Origin of the sequence: Rhodococcus sp. SJ-3 (genome assembly GCF_051918125.1) — a bacterium.
Classification (GTDB): domain Bacteria; phylum Actinomycetota; class Actinomycetes; order Mycobacteriales; family Mycobacteriaceae; genus Rhodococcus.
The window spans coordinates 4,828,231-4,843,494 of the sequence record NZ_CM123306.1; the positions used below are offsets into that span (position 1 = coordinate 4,828,231).

Sequence of the window (15,264 nt, forward strand, 5' to 3'; positions counted from 1 at the left end):
ACGTCAGCGGATCGAACCGATGGCCTTGAGTATCCGTTTTTCCGACACCGGAACCCGTGTACCCATCCCTTGGGCAAACAGGCTCACGCGTAGTTCCTCGATCATCCAGTAGACATCCACGACGTCGCGTGCGTCTCGGCGTTCCTCCGGCAACCGCGCGAGCAGCTTGTCGTAGGACGCATACACCCGATCGAGGACATCCATTGCCTGGGCATCGCGATTTGCACTTGCCGGGAGTGATTCGAGACGCTGAGCTGCGGCGGCGAGATACCGAGGAAGATCGGCCAGCCGACGAGAACCCAGGTCGGTGACGAACCCGGCGAAGAGCAACGAAGACAGCTGCTCACGGACGTCGTCCGCCGCCTCGCCGCGAACCCGATCCAACTGCACGCCCACCTCGTGAGCCTTGCTCAATACAGGCACAACGGACTTCAGCAGGTGCGCGACGCGCCGGGGAAGCTCGCTGCGCACTACCACCGCGAGTACTTCGAATTCCTCGGGTGTCCGTACCGGCTTCCCGTGGGCTGCGATCAATTCGTCGACCGCGCATGCCCGGCAGTCCTCGATGAGTGCGTCGAACGAGCCATCCGGGTTACGCCCGAGTGTCAGCCGTTCCGAGTTCGTCAACCCTGAGGTGACGACCTTCGCCTTGGTCGGGGCGGCAGCGAGAAGGAGCGCTCGCACTCCGGCGCGGGTGGCGGAACGTTGCGCCTGCGGAGTGCTCAGAACGCGTACCGCCACACCCTCGTTCTCGGGCACCAAGGCGGGATAACCGGTCACCTGCTGGCCACCGACTTCGCGCGTGACCGTCTGCGGAAGGGTGCCGAGGGTCTCCGCCGTCCATGCGAGGGCAGGTGCGCGTTCAGTGCCCGAGGCCGCGCGCGCGACCTCGGCGTCGACTCGGGTAGCGAGTTGTTTTCGCAGTGCGGTGAGACTCTTGCTGCGGCCCAGCACCTTTCCTTGCTCGTCGATCGCTGCGAAGGTCATTTTCAAGTGATCGGGCAGCATCGCTGGAGTGAAGTCACCCGGTTCGATCTTGCAGTTCCCGAGCCGCGACAGTTCACGGGCGAGTGCGTTGACGAGAGGTTCGCTGCGTGCGGTCACCGAGACGAGGACGGCTTTCGCGAAGTCCGGGGCCGGAACCACCTGGCGTCGAATCTGCTTCGGCAGGCTCTTGATCAGCGCGGTGACGAGTTCGTGTCGCAAGCCCGGAACGAGCCAGTCGAATCCTACGGGTCGTACTCCTGCGAGCAGCGCCAATGGGATTCTGGCGGTGACGCCGTCGTCCTCGGTGCCCGGCTCGAACTGGTAGGTCAGGGGAAATTGCAGCTCGCCTTGTCGCCACGCATCCGGATAGTCACCCTCGAGGACCGCTGCCGCGTCCTGATTGACGACCGTCTCGGGTGTGAAGGTCAGTAGGTCCGGCTCGTTGTGCCGGACCTTCTTCCACCAGGCGTCGAAATGCCTGGCCGACACGACTTCAGGGCCGACACGCCGATCGTAGAACTCGAACAGGGTGTCGTCGTCGACGACCAGGTCGCGTCGCCGCGCGCGATGCTCGAGTTCTTCCACGTCGTCGAGCAATGCCCGGTTGTCGTGGAAGAACTTGTGGCGGGTCTGCCACTCACCCTGTACGAGCGCGTGTCTGATGAACAGCTCTCGTGAGGCTTCGGGGTCTATTCGGCCGTACTGCACCCGGCGTTGGGCGATGAGGGGGATGCCGTAGAGGGTGACACGCTCATACGCCATCGCTGCTTGCTGCTTCGTCGACCAGTGCGGCTCCGAGTAAGCGCGCTTGACCAGGTGGGGCGCAAGTTTCTCTGCCCACTCGGGCTCGATCCGCGCTGCCATCCTGCCCCACAGCCGCGAGGTTTCGACCAGCTCACCCGCCATCACCCATCGAGGGGGCTTCTTGAACAAGGACGAGCCGGGGAAGAGCGCGAAGCGTGCGCCTCGCGCGCCGAGGAAGTCGCGTTTGTCGCCCTCGCGCAATCCGATATGCGAGAGCAGGCCTGCAAGCAGCGATTGATGGATCGCGTCGTCGCCGACCTGCTGGTGCGCGGTCTCCCAACCGAGGTTCAAGGTGATCTGACGGAGCTGCCCTTGCAGATCCTGCCACTCTCGGATACGCATCCAGTGTAGAAACTCGCTGCGGCACAGTTTTCGGAACTGGTTGGACGACAGCTCTTTCCGCTGTTGCTTCAGGTAGTCCCACAAGCGGAGGAAAGCGAGGAAGTCCGATCCGTCGACGTTGAAACGAGCGTGCTTCTCGTCGGCGGCCTGCTGGTGCTCGGTGGGGCGCTCTCGGACATCTTGGATCGACAGCGCGGATACGATGATGAGGACCTCGCGCAGACACCCGTTGCGGTGCCCCTCGACGATCATGCGAGCCATGCGGGGGTCGACGGGGAGCCGTGCGAGCTCCCGCCCGATGCCGGTCAACCTCAGCGTTTCGTCTTTGCCTGCGGGTTCGACCGCACCGAGTTCGTGCAGTAGCGCGATACCGTCGCGGATCGCGCGAGCGTCGGGCGGCTCGACGAACGGGAACGAAGCAATGTCGCCGAGACCGAGTGCCGTCATCTGCAGGACCACCGACGCGAGGTTCGTACGCAAGATCTCGGGCTCGGTGAACTCGGGGCGCGACTCGAAATCGTCCTGCGAATAAAGGCGGATGCAGATGCCGTCGGCGACGCGACCGCAACGACCGGCGCGCTGCCGCGCGGACGCTTGGCTGATCTCTTCGATGGGTAGTCGTTGGACCTTCGTCCGCACCGAGTACCGCGAGATACGGGCGGTGCCGGGGTCGACGACGTAGCGGATGCCGGGCACCGTCAACGAGGTCTCGGCGACGTTGGTCGACAGTACGACGCGCCGTCCGGTGTGCCCGGTGAAGACGCGATGCTGTTCGGCAGCCGACAGTCGGCCGTACAGGGGGAGGATCTCGGTGTTGCGCAACTTGCGGTCGCGCAGTGCGTCCGCAGTGTCTCGGATTTCGCGCTCGCCCGAGAGGAACACGAGGATGTCGCCGTCGCCGGCCGACTGCAGTTCCTCGACTGCCTCGCACACGGCGTCGACGGGGTCGCGGTCGACGAGTTCGTCGCCTCGCTCGACGGTCAGCGGTCGGTACCGCACCTCAACCGGGTAGGTGCGTCCCGAGACCTCGACGATCGGAGCCGGCGTCCCCTCCGCATCGGCGAAGTGCTTCGCGAATCGCTCGGGGTCGATCGTGGCCGAGGTGATGATCACCTTCAGGTCGGGCCGGCGGGGGAGCAGTTGCTCGAGATACCCGAGAAGGAAGTCGATGTTGAGGCTGCGTTCGTGTGCCTCATCGATGATCAGGGTGTCGTAGCGGCGGAGCATACGGTCGCGCTGGATCTCGGCGAGCAGAATGCCGTCGGTCATCAGTTTGACCAGAGTGCGCTCGGACACCTGATCGGTGAAACGCACCGTGTAGCCGACGGTGTCGCCGAGTTCGGAATCGAGTTCGTCGGAAAGACGCTCGGCCACTGCACGTGCCGCGATACGGCGGGGCTGGGTGTGCCCGATGAGGCCGCGCACACCGCGACCCAGTTCGAGACAGATCTTCGGGATCTGGGTGGTCTTGCCGGACCCGGTCTCGCCGGCCACCACGACGACCTGGTGGTCGCGGATCGCGTCCGCGATGTCGTTCTTGCGCTGGGATACCGGAAGATCTTCCGGGTACCGAATCTGTGGAATCGACTCGATGCGTCGCGCGAGGCGCGAACGCGCGGAGTCGATGTCGTGGGCGATCTTGGTGAGCGCGTCGTCGCCGCGCGCTCGATCGAGGCGGCGGCGGAACCGATGTTCGTCGCTGAGCGACACCTCGGTCAGCGACGCGCGAAGTGCGCGACGGTTCGGGGCAGGAGAGATGGACATGCTGGTCACACAGCCTAGCGACTGTCGGTGCTCTCGTGCGACACCGGTGTGGAGCAGGCCGATCTGCCTGAGAGCAGTGTCACTGCCGCGCAGGAGTGGTGCGGATGGTGTGTCGGTAGCAGGCGAGCACTGTGTAGTGCGGCAACCCGGGCAGAACTCGGGTGAGGATCCCCTGTGCCGGATTCTCGGCCGACGGATCGCAACCGATCCCCCGCCGCTTTCGTGCCCTGCCGAACCGGAAGCCGCCGCGCTCGCCCGGAACCCATACGATGGCTGGGACCGGTAGTCGTGGACAGGAGCTGACTGTGGGTGCGTTGTGGCACGGATTCGCCGACATGGGCGTCGTGGAGCGGGACGGGGCCTTCGTCGTGGCTCGTGGAGAAGGCGCATACATCTGGGACGATGCAGGTACTCGCTATCTCGACGCGACGGCGGGACTGTGGTTTGCCAACGTCGGTCACGGTCGCACCGAGATCGGTGAGGCAGTCGCCGCGCAACTGGCGAAAGTTGCGCACTTCTCGAATTTCGGTGATTTCGCAGCAGAACCCACGATCGCGCTTGCGGAGAGGCTCGCGGAGATTGCGCCGATTCCCGGTAGCAAGATCTTCTTCACCTCGGGCGGCTCGGACTCGATCGATACGGCAGCGAAGCTTGCCCGCCGCTACTGGCAAGAGGTCGGCCGATCGACCAAGACCATGATCGTCAGCCGCGAGAAGGCCTATCACGGGATGCATGTCGGCGGGACGTCGATGGCGGGTATCGCCGTCAACTCAGAGGGCTACGGCGCGCTGTGGACCGACACCGCCACCGTTCCCTGGGACGACGCCAAAGGCCTGCTCGAGCTCATCGAGAAAGTCGGGGCCGACAACATCGCTGCTTTCTTCTGCGAACCGATCATCGGTGCCGGGGGCGTGTACCTGCCGCCCGACGGCTATCTCGCTGAGATCCGAGACATCTGCCGAGATCACGACATCCTGTTCGTCCTCGACGAGGTGGTCACCGGGTTCGGGAGGATCGGCGGGTCGTGGTTCGCGGCGACGAGGTTCGACCTTCAGCCCGACATTGTGACAACAGCCAAGGGCCTGACGTCGGGGTATCTGCCGATGGGCGCGGTGTTCGTGGCACCGCCTGTGGCCGAACCGTTCTTCGCCGGGGGTGTGTGGTGGCGTCACGGTTACACCTACGGAGGTCACGCGGCAGCAGCGGCGGCCGCACACGCCAACCTCGATATCTTCGAACGCGAGAACCTGCTCGACGAATCCGCACGCCTCGAGAAGACGCTCCACGAGAAGCTCGCCCCGCTCGCGGATCATCCGCGTGTCGCGGAAGTGCGGAGCGGTCTGGGGGCGGTCGCGGCAGTGCAGCTCGCCGATCCCGGCGAGGCCCTCGGCTTCGTCAAGACCCTGCGGGAGCACGGCATCTCGGGCCGCGCTGCAGGTCAGGGCGCGATGCAGATCTCCCCGTCGTTCGTCATGACGGACGAGCAGGTGCAAGAACTCGCTGACGGTTTCGCTGCGGCATTGGGCTGACCGAATCACTCATGGCCGACGCCGGACCCGGCGCATCAGGCGGCGGATCCGGGTTGTCGGGCTCACCGGCACCTGGGTGAGCGGTACCTCCTCGGTGCCGTCCTGCGCTGCCACCGCTCGTGCGTACCGCTCATGAAGGACCGACCGGATCTCGTCGGGGGTGTAGTCGCGGCGTCTGCGTTCGTTGCGCAGGGTGATCGCACCGGTCGCTGCAACTCCCGCTATTCCGGCAAGTCCGAGCAGCTTCCACAGGGTGCTGGTGCGAAGGGCCATGCACCGACCCTAGCTGGGAGCGGTCCGTGGCAGGCTTTCCCTATGCACCCCGTGAGCCCTGTACCGTCCGGCCCGACACCGTCACGAGTCTCGCTCGACGAGGCCGTGGATCTGACTCGAACGGGGGACATCTGGGTCTTCCGCGGCACCAGTGGCGCGGACCGGGCCATCCAGACGTTGACCAACGCTCCGGTCAATCACGTCGGTATGACGGTGGCATTCGAGGATCTGCCTCCGCTGATGTGGCATGCCGAGCTGGGGCGCAGTCTGCCGGACATGTGGACAGGCCGGCATCAGCGTGGTGTCCAGCTGCACGATCTGCGCAGCGCGGTCCAGGTCTGGGGTGCGCGCTACGGGCAGCGTGGTTGGTTGCGTCAGCTCTCGATTCGGATCACCGCGGAACAGGAAGACCAGCTGCTGCGTACCATCGCCTGCCTCGACGGAACGCCGTTCCCCTCGACGGCGAAGCTCGCGGGGCGGTGGTTCGCCGGCCGCGTTCCTCGCCTGAAGCGGAGCGAGGGCGGTCTCGAATCCGCGTATTGCGCTGAGGTCGTGGCCGTGACGATGGAGGAGATGGGACTACTCGAACAGAGGCGCCGAGGGAGCAGTTGGTACGACCCGGGGCGTTTCTGGAGCGGTGACCGGTTGCCGCTCGCGCCCGGCGTGGCGCTCGGTGGCGAGATCGAAGTAGCCCTCGACGCATGCGACATCGCTGCGGGGGAGGCGCTCGGCGGGACTCCGCCGAGTTCGAACGCATAGCCACCTGTTCGGGTAGGCCGGAGAACGCGAGAAGGGACCCCTCCGCGGAGGGATCCCTTCTCGGTGATGCAGTAGATCAGGCGTTGGCGCCGGCGAGGATCTCGCTGGCGGTGATCGCCTGGGCCACGCCCTGGAGGGTCGCGGCGACCTTGACGGCCTCCCAGACCTGCTCCTTGGTGAGACCCTCCTTGCGGACGACGTTGTCGTGCGCTGCGGTGCAGTCGTGGCATCCGTTGATCGTGGACACTGCCAGCGACCACAGCTCGAAGTCGGACTTCTCCACTCCGGGGCTGCCGATGATGTTCATCCGCAGGCCCATGCGCACCTGGGTGTACTCGTCGCCCAGGAAGCCCTTGGCCCGGTAGGCGACGTTGTTCATGCCCATGATCGACGCTGCGCCGAGCGCGGCGTTGTACGCCTCCGCAGACAGGACGTCGGCGGCTTCCTCCGAGATCTCGGTGAGCACGGTCGCGGACTTGGTCGCGGCCGCGGCGGCGAGGAACGTGCCCCACAGCTGCTGCTCGTTGAGCTCGGTCGAGCGTGCGAGCGAACTCAGGTTGAGCTTGAGGTCCTTCGCGTACTCGGGGAGAGCGTTCTTCAGGTTGTCGACACTCACTGCAGCGCCGCCTTGACGAGCTCACCTGCATTGAGGGTCGGGTCGTTCTTCTTCCAGTTGCACGCGCACAGTTCGTCGGACTGCAGGGCGTCGAGGACTCGGAGGACCTCGTCGACGTTGCGGCCGACGGAACCGGCGGTGACCGACACGAACTGGATCTCGTTGTTCGGGTCGATGATGAAGGTGGCGCGATCGGCAACGCCATCCGAGTTCAGGACGCCGGTGGCCGAGACGAGCTCACGGTTGAGGTCCGAGAGCATCGGGAAGGGGAGGGTCTTGAGATCCTCGTGCTGTGCACGCCACTGGAAGTGCACGAATTCGTTGTCGACGGAGGCGCCGAGGACCTGCGTGTCGCGGTCCGCGAACTCCTCGTTCAGCTTGCCGAACGCGGCGATCTCGGTGGGGCAGATGAAGGTGAAGTCCTTCGGCCAGAAGAAGACGACCTTCCACTTGCCTGCGTAGTCATCGCTGGTGATGGTGGTGAAGTAGTCGTCGGGCTGGGCGGCGTCGACCTGCGACAGGTCGCCGCCGATGAGGGCCTTCAGGTTGAAAGCGGGGAACTGATCGCCGATGGTCAGCAATGCCATTTTCGGTCCTCTCGTTGGTGTCTCGTGAACAAGCGAGTCGATCACGCACACCACGCCCGATGACGTGGGTCTGTGCGCTACCGGACGTTCCCGAGGGATCGTTCTCCGGTACGAGATTCATCCTGCCGGAAAAATTTCAAAAGGTAAAGGTGATGGCTCGCACTATACTGATAGGCGTGTCCGATCAGACTTATCACCCGACCCTGTCACAGCTGCGTGCGTTCGTGGCCGTCGCCACATATAAGCACTTCGGCACGGCCGCAGCGCGTTTGAATGTGAGCCAACCCACACTGTCGCAGGGTCTCGCCTCGCTCGAGAACGGTCTCGGGGTGCAACTGATCGAGAGGAGCACGCGTCGTGTGCTTGTGACCCCCGCGGGCGCGAGACTGCTCGCCCAGGCCAAAGCGATTCTCGACGCCGCGGATGGATTCGTCGCCGCGGCTGCGGGCGTCTCCGACGGGTTCTCGGGCCCGCTGAGGATCGGGCTGATTCCCACGGTTGCGCCCTACTTTCTCCCCGGCCTGTTGCCCGAACTTCGCACGCGCATGCCCAATCTCGCAGTGCACGTGATCGAGGATCAGACGGCCCGGCTCCTCGGTTCGCTCCGTTCGGGCACACTGGACGTCGCAGTGCTCGCTCTGCCGTCCGAAGTGGCGGGAGTCGTGGAGATCCCTTTGTACATCGAGGATTTCATCCTGGTTGTTCCCGCTGATCATCACCTCGCAGGCAGAACCGATCTTCCACTGTCTATCCTCGACGAGCTTCCACTCCTGCTTCTCGACGAAGGTCACTGCCTCCGGAACCAGACCCTGGATCTGTGCCGATCGGTCGATGCCCGGCCTGATGCCGGAGACACACGGGCAACGTCGCTTGCCACTGTCGTGCGGTGCGTCGCAGGTGGTCTCGGCGTTACGCTCGTGCCCGCCTCGGCGGTGCCGGTGGAAACGGCGGGCGGGGACCTGGCCGTGGCCCACTTCGCCGCCCCCGAACCGGGACGCACCGTCGGACTGGTCTTCCGGGCGTCGAGCGCGCGCGCAGACGACTACCGGGCATTGGCAGATGTGTTGCGGTCGCAGGCCCCGCCGCAGTCCCGGGTCATCGGCTGATCGGCTGCGCTGCGGAGAAATCTGATCAGCCGCGTCGGCGGTTGGGACGGCCTGTGTTCTTGCCGCGTCCGGTGGCGCCGCGGCGCGACCTGGGTTTCTTGTCGCCGACAATCTTCCTCGGTTGTGAACCCTGACGCTCGCCGCGACGCTTACCCGAGGCATTGGATGCGGCGTCGGTTCCGGAAGGATCCTGCCTCCCACGGGAACTGTTCGCGGTGCGGCCCCGGACGATACCGACGAACTCGTCTACGTGCTCGGTAGTGCGGTCGGTGAGCCATACGAGACCCACCTGCGACTGAGGGGCATCGGCGACCGGACGATACGTCAGATCCTTACGATGATGCAGACGAGCGAGCGACTGCGGTGTCACGAGTACCCCTACCTCCGACGCGACATGCGATATCGCGTCCTCGGTGGTTGCGGGGCGCTCGAACGCCTCCTCCCCGGGCAGGCTCACCCAATCGAGCACGTCGTCGAGGGGATGCAACACGGTCTCGTCTGCAAGGTCGGACACCGACACCTCGTCGACGACGGCTATCGCGTGCTCCTTCGGCACGACCACCACGGAGGTTTCCGTGTAGAGGGTGATCACCGAAAGTCCGTCACGTTCGAGCGGCAACCGCAGTAGCGCGATGTCCGCCGTCCCGTCCCGCACACACTCCGCCCCCGAGGTCGAATCGACGGGAACCAGCTCGATCGGTACGTCCGGAATCCGTTCCTTCCACACCCGAACCCATTTGGCCGGGGTCACGCCGGGGACGTAGGACAGGCGAAACGCCGCAGCGGGCTCATCGTTCACCGGAACCAGGGTACCGGTCCCGTCCCCCCGCTCTCAGCCTTCGACGATCTCGAACTCGTCGAAGACGACCTCACCGGCGGCATCCGACTCGGCGAGGTTGACTTCCCCGATCAGTGCCCAACCGTGATCACCTTGCGGATCCGCAAGCGTCTGGCGCACGCGCCACACTTCGGAGCCCATCTCGGACGAGAACAACAACGGTCCGCGCGCATCGGGGCCGGTGCCGATCTCGTCGTACTCGTCGAAGTAGAGCTCGAGCAGGTCCGACCAGTCTTCCGCGTCGAGGCCGTCACCGAGTTCGGCAAGATCGTTCCAGCGACGTCGTGATGCGAGTTCGACGCGCTTGAACATCGCGTTGCGCACCATCACCCGGAACGCGCGAGTGTTCGCCGAGAGCGGTCGCGGTGTATCGGCACCGAACGCGATCTGCTGATCGTCGGATTCTGCGCCGGGGTTGGTGAGCGACTCCCATTCGTCGAGCAGTGACGAATCGACCTGCCGGATCAGCTCGCCGAGCCACTCCGCGATGTCCTCGAGTTCCTCGGTGCGCGCGGAATCGGGAACTGTCTGCCGCAGCGCCCGGTACGCGTCGGCGAGATACCGGAGTACCAGGCCTTCCGACCGCGCCAGTCCGTAGTGGCTGACCAGCTCCGCGAATGTCATCGCGCGCTCGATCATGTCGCGCACGACGGACTTCGGGGACAAGGGGAACTCGGAGACCCATGGGTGGCCACCACGGTAGGTTTCGAATGCGGGCTCGAGGAGCTCAACGAGAGGCTTGGGCCAGGTGACCTCCTCGAGCAGTTCCATCCGCTCGTCGTACTCGATGCCGTCGGCCTTCATCTCGGCGACCGCTTCGCCACGTGCCGCATGCTGCTGAGCCATCAGGATCTGACGGGGGTTGTCGAGGGTCGATTCGATCACCGACACCACGTCGAGCGCGTACGTGGTCGATTCCATGTCGAGCAGCTCGATCGCAGCCAGTGCAAACGGGGACAGCGGCTGATTCAGTGCGAAGTCGCGTTGCAGATCGACCGTCAGGCGCGCCATGCGTCCGTCTTTATCAGGCTCGTCGAGCTGCTGCACGACCCCTGCCTGCAACAGACCGCGGTACAGCGATATCGCTTTGAGAATGTGTTTTCGTTGCGCGGGCCGCTGTTCGTGATTGTCCTCGAGGAGGTGACGCATCGCGTCGAAGCAGTTGCCGGGTCGCGCAATGACGTTGAGAAGCATCGAGTTGCTCACCGCGAACCGGGACTGCAAGGGCTCCGGCGACGCGGCGATGAGCTTGTCGAAGGTGCCCTGTCCCCAGGATACGAAACCCTCGGGTGCTTTCTTGCGCTGCACCTTGCGTCGTTTCTTGGGATCCTCACCGGCTTTGGCGAGTGCGCGGATGTTCTCGATCTCGTGCTCGGGTGCCTGGACTACGACGCTTCCCATAGTGTCGTAGCCTGCGCGTCCGGCACGCCCCGCGATCTGGTGGAACTCCCGTGCCTTGAGCTGCCGCGTGCGGGTGCCGTCGTACTTGGTCAGCCCTGTCAGCAGAACCGTGCGGATCGGCACGTTGATGCCGACGCCGAGAGTGTCGGTGCCGCAGATCACCTTGAGGAGGCCGTCCTGCGCGAGCTTCTCGATCAATCGCCGGTACTTGGGCAGCATGCCCGCGTGGTGAACGCCGATTCCGTGCCGGACCAACCGTGAGAGTGTCTTGCCGAAACCGGTGGTGAACCGGAATCCGCCCAGGGCATCGGCGATGGCTGATTTCTCGTCCTTGGAACACATGTTGACGCTGGTGAGGGCTTGTGCCCGCTCGAGTGCGGCGGCCTGTGTGAAGTGCACCACGTAGACCGGGGCCTGATGGGTGGAGACCAGTTCTTCGATGGCCTCGCCGATCGGTACCTGAGAGTACGAGAAGGTCAGGGGAACAGGGCGTTCCGAACCCGAAACTTCAACGGTGGGCCGCCCGGTTCGCCGCGTGAGATCGTTCTTCAGGAACGTGACGTCGCCGAGTGTCGCCGACATGAGCAGGAACTGCGCATTCGGAAGTTCGACGAGCGGTACCTGCCATGCCCAGCCGCGTTCGGGCTCCGAATAGAAATGGAACTCGTCCATGACCACCTGGCCGATGTCGGAGTTCGCTCCCTCGCGCAACGCGAGATTGGCGACGATCTCGGCGGTCGCGCAGATGATCGGAGCTCCAGCGTTGACGGACGCGTCGCCGGTCATCATCCCGACGAGGTCGGCACCGAACACATCGCACAATGCGAAGAACTTCTCGCTCACGAGCGCCTTGATCGGTGCGGTGTAGAAGGTCCGCTTTCCGGTGGCCAATGCGTGGAAATGAGCGCCGAGCGCGACCATCGACTTCCCCGAGCCGGTGGGGGTCGCAAGGATCACGTTGGCGCCGGAGACGAGCTCCATCAACGCTTCCTCCTGCGCCGGATAGAGCGTGATACCCCGGTCCGTCGTCCAGGAGGTGAACGCGTCGAAAAGGGAGTCGTCGTCGACAGTGTCGGGTATCAGATCCGGAAGCAGCACCGTTCCAGGCTAGTCGGAACGCCGGCCGGCTCTACGTCGCGCTGCGTTCGTCCGATCCCATTGCGCCGAGGACGGCTGTGCGTGTCGCCGGGCCACCGGTGATGCGGGATTCGCGCAGTCCCGTGAGCAGCAGCTGCCGCCACTGCTCCTCGTCGAACTTCAGCGGCGTTGTGGAATCGAGGAAGTCCTCGATCACCCGCAGGAACCGGATCGGGTCGTCTCGGAACGGAAAATGCCCCGAACCGTGGAATATCTCGAGTCGCGACCCGGGCATGGCCGAGTGCGCGAGGTGTGCGTGTCCGACGGGGATCACACCATCTTGATCACCCCAGATCAACTGCACCGGGACATCCTCGGTGAGATAGCAACGATCGAGCATCGTCACCACCTGACCACGCCAGTCGACCACCGCACGCAAAGTGCGCAGATATGCCTCGTATGCGGTCGGGTCCGGCAGACCGGACAGGATCCGCACGAGATCGCTCGTGTCGTGGAGTAGAGCTCCGGGCCGTAGCGGCGAGCCGTGGATATGACCGAGGACGGTGCCCACGATCCTGACCGCCGGCACTGCCCCGGGAATTCTGAGCAGTCTGAGTAGTTCACTCACTCCGGGCAGGGACGCGAGCCGCAGTGCCGGATGGACGTCCTTGGTTACGCCACCGGACGACACGAGCACGAGCCGTTCCACCATCTCGGGAAACTGGTAGCCGAACTGCATTGCAACCCCGCCACCGAGGGAGTGACCGATGATCGTGGCCCGTTCGACACCGAGAACCGAGAGCAGGTCGCGAATACCGTTGGCGTATGCGGCGACGGAATAGTCGGCGCGAGGCTTGTCGGAACGGCCGTGGCCGAGCAGGTCGGGGGCGATGACCGTGTACTTCTTCGCAAGATGGGGAATGACGTCGAGCCAGGTGGACGAATTGTCGCCGATACCGTGGATCAACACCAGGGCCGGACCGTTGCCTGCGAGGCGGAAGGCGCGCCGGTATCCGTGAACGGTCCGGAAGACCATCCGTGGTTCCGTATCGGGAACCGGGCGCAATGTACGCGGTCGCGATGTAGCCATCAGTCTCTCCTGCCGTGTCCACGGGTTGCAGCCGGCCGGTCTCCGATCTGGCTCGGGAGTTGATCCTTGCTTGCCTACCCTTGCATGCCGGGCGAGCATACTTTCTGTATGTGACGTCGGCAATGAGGATCGTTACCGGTATGTAACGCGGCTGCAGCGCTACCGAGCCGTACCCGAACCGGCCGTACCGAATTCCTCCGAGTCGATTCCTACAGAGTCTCGGAGCCGCAGGTCAGGACTCGCAGGTCAGGACTCGGAGTCCGTGTCACCGTCCTTGCGCTCGTACTCGGCGAGGAATCGTTCGAACTCGGCCCCCAGCTCGTCCCCGCTGGGCAGGCTTTCATCGGTCGGCAGGGGAGTGGACTGCTGCTCCTGGGCTGCCACGTAGCTGTCGTACTGGCGTTCGAGCGCGCGCACGACGGACAGCACCTCCTCGTTGCCTTCGATGTGCTCGTCGACCTGCTCGCGAACGCGCGCGGCAGCCTCCCCCAACGCTCCGAGCGGAAGATCGAGATTCCCGACCTCCGCGACGTTGATCAACAGCGACTCGGCGGCAGCGGGGTAGTCGGTCTGCGCCAGATAGTGCGGAACATGCACCGAGAATCCGACAGCCTCATGTCCGTGCTGAGCCATCCTGAACTCGAGCAATGACGACGCGCCCGCCGGAACCTGCAGCTGACCGGACCACCGGTGATGATCAGCGATGAGATCCTTGTTCGTCGAATGGGCGGTCACACCCAGCGGGCGGGTGTGGGGAATCGCCATGGGTATCGAATTCAGGCCGATCGTGCGTCGGACCCCGAATCGCTCCGCCAGAATGCGGAGCGCCGTGATGAAGCGCTCCCATTTCAGGTCCGGCTCGGTACCTGCGAGCAACAGGAACGGAGTGCCCGCATTGTCGACGAGCGCATACAGGTTGAGTTCGGGTGCCGCGTACTCGGAGAAGTGATCCGATTCGAACGTCATCATGGGCCGCCGCGAACGGTAGTCGACAAGTTCATCGATGGCGAAGGAAGCGACGACTTCCGTCTCGAGCTGCTCCCGGAGGTGAGTGGTGGCCAGATGCACAGCGTGTCCCGCATCGGAGAAGCCCTCCAGCCCGTGCACCAACACGGGCCCTTGCCCGTCGGCCGAGGTCAATCGAGGCGCGGGAAACTCCAGCTCGTACATCCGGGACTGTTCGTCCATTTCCGAACCACTCCGATCACGTCGTCATAGCCTTCTGCCCGGTGGCGCACCGGCGTGGCATGGTGGTGTTCGAGTCTAATTGAACCGAGAACAGCGCTCGACGGGGTGTTCTGCCCCGATGAACGGGAACAGCGGAGGTTCGGGTGGCCGTGAACGCAGTTCGTCGGCGGCGCGACCGGTACGTCGGTCGCGTGGTCATGTGCGCGGCGCTGATCGCCACCGCGGCAGGGTGCTCGACGACGGTGGCAGGCACCGCGATGCCCGAAACCGCCTCGCGGGCGATCGACGTGTCCGGGATCTCCGACCCCGCGCTGGACCGGTCCTTGCCTACTGCGCTTCTGCTGCCCCCGGGGGAGTTCCCCGCCTCGTACCGGGCGGTGACGCTGCCTCCCTCTGCAGTGGCGCAGGCCGCGCCGGACCTGGCAGGGATCCCTGTCGGCGCGAAGGTGGAACCGCCCGGCTGTCTCCCGCTCCCGCAGAATTACGGCCCCGACGGAACCGCGATGGCCGTGGGAACCTCCGAGGACGGACGGGCCACCATCAGTGTCGAGGTGGTCGTTCCGGCACCCGAACTCCCCGAACTGAGGAAGCACCTCGGAGAGTGCGGCGAGGTCGATGCCACTCACAGGGGGGTGACCGCCACCGTCACCACCGTCGCCGCGCCGAAACCGCTTCCGCCCATGGGGGGCGTCCGGACCCTCGCGTACACACGCACGGTGGTTTCGGGAGACGATCGCCAGCTGATCCAGTCGATGGAGACCCGTGGTGCCCAGCTCGGAGATGCCAGGGTGCTGGTGACCTATATGACCTTCGACCGGCGTGAGGTCGACCGCGATGCCCTGGACATCGTCTTCCACAATGCAGTGGTGCATGCCTTCGGAGGTTGAGCGAGGTGCTTCGTGA

General features: G+C 64.8%; 12 protein-coding genes. 4 read left to right on the plus strand and 8 right to left on the minus strand.

Features of this window, described 5'->3' with window-relative positions; translation table 11 throughout:
- Window positions 1–3 precede the first annotated feature (3 nt).
- Window positions 4–3,897 (minus strand): ATP-dependent RNA helicase HrpA, encoded by a 3,894-nt coding sequence (gene hrpA / locus ACTDXD_RS22525; protein ID WP_440124423.1) that lies wholly within the window; start codon window positions 3,895–3,897, stop codon window positions 4–6.
- A 269-nt stretch (window positions 3,898–4,166) separates the two neighbouring features.
- Between hrpA and ACTDXD_RS22530 the strand changes: the two genes are divergently transcribed.
- Entirely contained in the window at window positions 4,167–5,426 is a 1,260-nt protein-coding gene (locus tag ACTDXD_RS22530) for an aminotransferase family protein (protein ID WP_440124424.1), read from the plus strand.
- A 9-nt stretch (window positions 5,427–5,435) separates the two neighbouring features.
- On the opposite strand, the gene ACTDXD_RS22535 is transcribed toward ACTDXD_RS22530, so the two are convergent.
- Window positions 5,436–5,699 carry a hypothetical protein gene (locus ACTDXD_RS22535; RefSeq protein ID WP_440124425.1) on the minus strand — a complete coding sequence of 88 codons (264 nt, stop codon included), beginning with the start codon at window positions 5,697–5,699 and terminating at the stop codon, window positions 5,436–5,438.
- 51 nt (window positions 5,700–5,750) lie between these two features.
- On the opposite strand from ACTDXD_RS22535, the gene ACTDXD_RS22540 reads away from it, so the two are divergent.
- Window positions 5,751–6,458: a hypothetical protein gene (locus ACTDXD_RS22540; protein WP_440124426.1), complete on the plus strand. Its 708-nt coding sequence runs from the start codon at window positions 5,751–5,753 to the stop codon at window positions 6,456–6,458.
- A gap of 76 nt (window positions 6,459–6,534) precedes the next feature.
- On the opposite strand, the gene ACTDXD_RS22545 is transcribed toward ACTDXD_RS22540, so the two are convergent.
- Together ACTDXD_RS22545 and ACTDXD_RS22550 are read right to left on the minus strand one after the other, a co-directional pair.
- Window positions 6,535–7,074: a carboxymuconolactone decarboxylase family protein gene (locus ACTDXD_RS22545; RefSeq protein WP_440124427.1), complete on the minus strand. Its 540-nt coding sequence runs from the start codon at window positions 7,072–7,074 to the stop codon at window positions 6,535–6,537.
- On the minus strand, window positions 7,071–7,661 hold the full coding sequence (locus ACTDXD_RS22550) for a peroxiredoxin (protein WP_169688797.1): 591 nt from the start codon (window positions 7,659–7,661) through the stop codon (window positions 7,071–7,073). The genes ACTDXD_RS22545 and ACTDXD_RS22550 overlap by 4 nt, the downstream gene beginning before the upstream one ends.
- A 176-nt stretch (window positions 7,662–7,837) precedes the next feature.
- On the opposite strand from ACTDXD_RS22550, the gene ACTDXD_RS22555 reads away from it, so the two are divergent.
- The gene (locus ACTDXD_RS22555; protein WP_440124428.1) at window positions 7,838–8,767 is read left to right on the plus strand and encodes a LysR substrate-binding domain-containing protein; all 930 of its coding nucleotides are present in this window, start codon (window positions 7,838–7,840) and stop codon (window positions 8,765–8,767) included.
- Between the two features lie 25 nt (window positions 8,768–8,792).
- Here ACTDXD_RS22555 and ACTDXD_RS22560 read toward each other — a convergent pair whose 3' ends face one another.
- From ACTDXD_RS22560 to ACTDXD_RS22575, 4 genes are all read right to left on the minus strand, one after another.
- Window positions 8,793–9,566 carry a LysR family substrate-binding domain-containing protein gene (locus ACTDXD_RS22560; RefSeq protein WP_440124429.1) on the minus strand — a complete coding sequence of 258 codons (774 nt, stop codon included), beginning with the start codon at window positions 9,564–9,566 and terminating at the stop codon, window positions 8,793–8,795.
- Between the two features lie 33 nt (window positions 9,567–9,599).
- Window positions 9,600–12,104, minus strand: a complete 2,505-nt coding sequence (locus tag ACTDXD_RS22565; RefSeq protein ID WP_440124430.1) for a DEAD/DEAH box helicase — start codon at window positions 12,102–12,104, stop codon at window positions 9,600–9,602.
- A 31-nt stretch (window positions 12,105–12,135) separates the two neighbouring features.
- Window positions 12,136–13,173, minus strand: a complete 1,038-nt coding sequence (locus ACTDXD_RS22570) for an alpha/beta fold hydrolase (protein WP_440124431.1) — start codon at window positions 13,171–13,173, stop codon at window positions 12,136–12,138.
- A gap of 246 nt (window positions 13,174–13,419) precedes the next feature.
- On the minus strand, window positions 13,420–14,361 hold the full coding sequence (locus tag ACTDXD_RS22575) for a proteasome assembly chaperone family protein (protein WP_440124432.1): 942 nt from the start codon (window positions 14,359–14,361) through the stop codon (window positions 13,420–13,422).
- Between the two features lie 149 nt (window positions 14,362–14,510).
- Here ACTDXD_RS22575 and ACTDXD_RS22580 point away from each other — a divergent pair, with 149 nt between their 5' ends.
- Window positions 14,511–15,248, plus strand: coding sequence for a DUF5642 family protein (locus tag ACTDXD_RS22580; protein ID WP_440124433.1), 738 nt, complete (start codon window positions 14,511–14,513; stop codon window positions 15,246–15,248).
- Window positions 15,249–15,264: the final 16 nt, after the last annotated feature.